Annotated in this window: 5 protein-coding genes and 1 tRNA gene; 4 read left to right on the top strand and 2 right to left on the bottom strand. The window is 33.3% G+C overall.

Features of this window, described 5'->3' with window-relative positions; translation table 11 throughout:
- Positions 1-164: 164 nt before the first annotated feature.
- The gene (locus tag PW5551_RS04430) at positions 165-458 is read left to right on the top strand and encodes a hypothetical protein (RefSeq protein WP_233488434.1); all 294 of its coding nucleotides are present in this window, start codon (positions 165-167) and stop codon (positions 456-458) included.
- 254 nt (positions 459-712) lie between these two features.
- Positions 713-1,681 (top strand): aldo/keto reductase, encoded by a 969-nt coding sequence (locus PW5551_RS04435; protein ID WP_113074593.1) that lies wholly within the window; start codon positions 713-715, stop codon positions 1,679-1,681.
- A gap of 40 nt (positions 1,682-1,721) precedes the next feature.
- On the opposite strand, the gene lpdA is transcribed toward PW5551_RS04435, so the two are convergent.
- Both lpdA and PW5551_RS04445 read right to left on the bottom strand, forming a co-directional pair.
- The gene (gene lpdA / locus PW5551_RS04440; RefSeq protein WP_113074594.1) at positions 1,722-3,077 is read right to left on the bottom strand and encodes a dihydrolipoyl dehydrogenase; all 1,356 of its coding nucleotides are present in this window, start codon (positions 3,075-3,077) and stop codon (positions 1,722-1,724) included.
- A 56-nt stretch (positions 3,078-3,133) separates the two neighbouring features.
- Positions 3,134-3,901 carry an MATE family efflux transporter gene (locus tag PW5551_RS04445; protein ID WP_158526136.1) on the bottom strand — a complete coding sequence of 256 codons (768 nt, stop codon included), beginning with the start codon at positions 3,899-3,901 and terminating at the stop codon, positions 3,134-3,136.
- Positions 3,902-4,032: 131 nt separating this feature from the next.
- Here PW5551_RS04445 and PW5551_RS04450 point away from each other — a divergent pair.
- Positions 4,033-4,108 (top strand) — tRNA-Pro (locus PW5551_RS04450).
- Positions 4,109-4,127: 19 nt separating this feature from the next.
- A complete protein-coding gene (locus PW5551_RS10665; RefSeq protein WP_255420119.1) occupies positions 4,128-4,250 on the top strand; it encodes a hypothetical protein in 123 nt (40 codons plus the stop codon).
- Positions 4,251-4,493 lie beyond the last annotated feature (243 nt).

A 4,493-nucleotide genomic window follows, 5' to 3' on the forward strand; every position in this document is an offset into this window, starting at 1 on the left:
AAAAATTAAGGAATAGAAACAAAACAAGAAGAAAAAGAATAAGATAAACAGTTACAACTTTAGACAAAAGGGCATTTGCATATTACAATCCAGAAATAAAAGACTGGCATGTAGAAAGTGGAGAGTTTGAAATACTAATAGGGAAATCATCAAAAGAGATAGTATTGAAAGAAAAAGTAAAAGTAAACTCAACGGTTAAAATAAAAAAGAAATTTCACAGAAACTCAACAGTGGGAGATTTAATGGAAGATCCAGTAGGTGTTCAAATAATAAACGAATTCTTACAAAAATTTAGTCAATCTGGAGGACCATTTGAACAAGATGAACATAGAAATAATGAGATAATCTTAGCAATGATGAAATATATGCCTTTAAGAGGTCTAATTAACTTTGGAAAAGGCGAGTTCACAGAAGAGATGTTGAAAGAGATTCTAGAAAAGGTGAATGAAGAAAGATAGATAAATAGAACTTTAAAAGGCGACAACCAATTTACTCTTTTAATGACAATCTATTATGATCTAATACGGCCTCCCATATTAGATTTGATTAACTTTATATGTTCGATTATGAGATTTAATTTTTGCACAAAAAAAATAGATGCTTTCATAAAAATAAAGTCTGATAAAATAACTTGGATTAAAATGTGGTATAATTATTAGTAAGGAGAATAAACTAATTATAATATTAAAATACTTGAAAAAGGAGGCTGTTTATGAAATACAATAATTTAGGAAAAGCAGGTATAAAAGTTAGTGAGATATCTTTTGGTTCTTGGCTTACTTTTGGGAATCAATTAGATACTGAAGGCGTTAAGGCCAGTTTGAGAACCGCTTATGAGAATGGAATTAATTTTTTTGATAATGCAGAAGCTTATGCTAATGGCCTTTCAGAGTCTTTGATGGGAATGGCTTTAAAAGAATATAGAAGAGAAGATCTAGTAATTTCTACCAAAATATTTTGGGGCGGGAAAGGTCCTAACGACAGAGGAGTATCTAGAAAACATCTTTTAGAAGGCACTTGGAATTCACTAAAAAGGCTTCAATTAGATTATGTAGATCTTATTTTCTGTCATAGACCTGATCCTACTACTCCTATTGAAGAAACAGTGTTTGCTATGGATTATTTAATAAGAAACGGATTAGCATTGTATTGGGGTACTTCTGAGTGGAGCGCTGAACAGTTAGAGGAGGCTTATCAAATAGCAGATAAGAGAAACCTAATAGCTCCTACTATGGAACAACCTCAATATAATATGTTTGTTAGAGAAAAGGTTGAAAAAGAATTTAAACCCCTATATGAAAAGTATGGATTAGGTTTAACAACGTGGAGTCCTTTAGCAAGCGGTGTTTTAACCGGCAAGTATAATGAAGGAATACCCGAAGATAGTAGACTAGCAAGGTTTAAAGGTTTGAAAGATGAGTTTGAGAAAGGTGGTTTATTGTCCCAAGAAAATATTGAAAAGGTTAAAAAACTAACAAAGATAGCTAACGATTTAGGAGCCACAATGGCGCAACTTGCAATAGCCTGGCTTTTAAAAAATCCTAATGTGAGTACTGTAATAACTGGGGCAAGTAGAGCTGAGCAAGTAAAAGAAAACGTGAAGGCAGCAGAAATTAAAGAAAAGATTACAGAAGATGTTATGGAAGAGATAGAAAACATTTTGGATAATAAACCGATATAATTCTAATTACATAGAAAATCCCGCTTTATAGCGGGATTTTTTAAATATGTATAATCATACCTTCTATTCCTTCTTCTGCTCCAAGTATACTTTCTGTAAGAGTTGGATGTGGATGGATAGAATCAGTCAGTTGAGATACCGTCATTCCATATTTTACTGCTAATACTCCTTCCATTATCATATCTGTTGCATTAGGTGAAACAATTGAAACACCTAAAATCTTTTTGCTTTCTTTTTCAGCTATGATTTTTACGAATCCGTCTCTTTCTTCCATTGTTCTAGCCCTTGCATTAGCTGAAACTGGAAATTTTGAAATAATTACTTTCTCGGGATCAATTTCTTTTTCTTTAATGCCTACTGTTGCTATTTCAGGATTAGAAAAGATAACGTTTGGAACAGCTTTGTAATCCGCTTTTTTGTCATCACCCACAATATTATGAGCAGCCACTATACCTTCGTACATGGCAACATGGGCTAACATTATATGAGCTCTAATATCTCCAATAGCATATACGTTTTCTATGTTTGTTCTCATCGATGAATCAGTTTTTACGCCCTTTTCAATATTGACTCCTAACTCTTTTATATCTTCAGGGATGAATGGTTTTCTACCAACAGCGACTAATATTTTTGAACTTTCTATTTCTTTTGTTTCTCCATCCTTTTCTACTTTAGAAATGTAAGAACTTTCTTTTTTTACTACCTCAGTTACCTTATGCTTTTCTAATATTTCTACGCCTTTTTTCATCAAAGACTTCTTAGCAACTTCTGCAATATCTTGGTCTTCACTTGGTAGGATATGGTCTAATAACTCAACTACATAAACTTTTTTTCCTAAACTTGCAAAAAAAGTAGCAAATTCTATGCCAATAACCCCACCACCGATTATAAGAATTGAGTCTGGAAGTTCTTCCATTTTAAAAACGTCATCGCTAGTCCAAATGCCATTTATTTTATCAAATGGGGGAAAGATTACGGGCTGAGAACCATGAGCGAGAATTAAATTTTTTGTTTCTAACTTTTGCTCTTCTACTTCAATGTGGTTCTTGTCAATAATTTTAGCAACACCCTTAATCAGATCTATATTATTTTTCTTGAATAAATACTCTATGCCTTTCTTTGATTGAAGAACAACTTTATTCATGTGTTTTATCATATCATTTAAGTCATAATCGATATTTTCAACCTTTATTCCGAATTTTCTAGATTTTGTGGTAATTTCTTCGAATAAATGTGTTGAAGTCAATAACGCTTTAGTTGGTATGCATCCCTTGTTGGTACAGGTTCCACCCAAATCTTCTTTTTCAACTACTGCAACCTTCTTTCCCAATTGGGATAACCTTATTGCTGCAACGTATCCTCCGGGTCCCGATCCAACAACAACTGCATCATACATTAAAATTTCCTCCTTTTTTGTTCTCATTAACCATTATATCACAAAAACGTATTCTATTATTCGTATTCTTCCACCACTTTTTCTTTCCAATTTCCTAATCTAAGAAATACATAAGCCAAGCACATTGCTGAGATGTTACTTATTATCATTGCATAAAATATTCCCACATATCCAAAGAGATCCGCAAAGAAAAATATAAGTGGGATCCTTATCCCCCACAATCTCACCATATCTACAATAGTAGATAGAACTGTATGACCAGTTCCTCTTAAAGTTCCAATAAAAACTTCCATCGTTGCGAAAAATGGGAGAGAAAAAGAAACATAGTTAAAAAATTGTTTTCCAACTGCTATAACGGCAGGATCGTCAATAAAAAATTTAGTTATGTGTTGTCCAAAGAAAAACAAGAATGTTGATATGACGGTTATTACAACAAAAGTCAATAAAGAAGACTTTTTTACAGTTTCTTCAGCTTTTTCAGGAATCCCAGCACCAACGAATTGTCCTGCCATGGCTCCTGTTGCTAATGACATACCCATTGCGAACATTATAACCATATTATTTATTCTGTTTCCTATTCCATATCCGCTTATTACAATAGGGCCAAAATTTGCAACTACTCCCATAATAATAGAAAATCCTATGGCAGTTACTGATTGGCCAACAGAGGCTGGGAGACCTATAGTAAAAACCTTTTTTATTAATGTTGGATGAGGAATGAAATCTTTTATGTGAATTTTAAACCCGGTTTTTCCTCTTAATAAGGAAAATAAGCCTTTCCATATTGAAGTGTGAAATATATCAACCTTATTTTGGTTTCTCAAACTAAGAAGCCTCCTAACAGCGAATTTTATCTGGAAATTATAATAAGTTTTCCTAACTATTTAAATTATAACAAAAACAATTCACATAGAAAAGAAAATATGATAAAATAAATAAGAGATTTATTGAGGATCGGGGCGTAGCGCAGTTGGTAGCGCGTTGGTTTCGGGAACCAAAGGTCGCTGGTTCAAGTCCAGTCGTCCCGACCATTTATTATATAAAGAAGACATGGAAGAATTCAAAGAGATAGAAGAAAAAATAAAGAAAACAAGCGAAGAAGAGATTAATAAGATAAAGAAAAATATTTTGAAAATAACCATAGACGAACTAAAAGAAATTCTGAAGAATTAGCTTTAATTCCTCTCTTGAGAGGTTTAATGGCTTTTATTCCCTTTTTTGAAGGGTAAATGTAATAGAATTCCCCTCTCGAGAGGGATGGATGCGACGTTCTTTGTCGCAGCCGGGGTGTAGTCACAGACAGGGTAGTTGCTTTTGATTTACCTTCACAGAAGCAGAATTAGCTTAAATTCCGCTCTTGAGAGGGGTGTCAGACTGAAAGTCTGACAGGGTGTGGTACATATAATTTGCTAAAAG

The sequence above is a fragment of the Petrotoga sp. 9PW.55.5.1 genome, from assembly GCF_003265365.1.
In the GTDB taxonomy this organism is placed as follows: domain Bacteria; phylum Thermotogota; class Thermotogae; order Petrotogales; family Petrotogaceae; genus Petrotoga.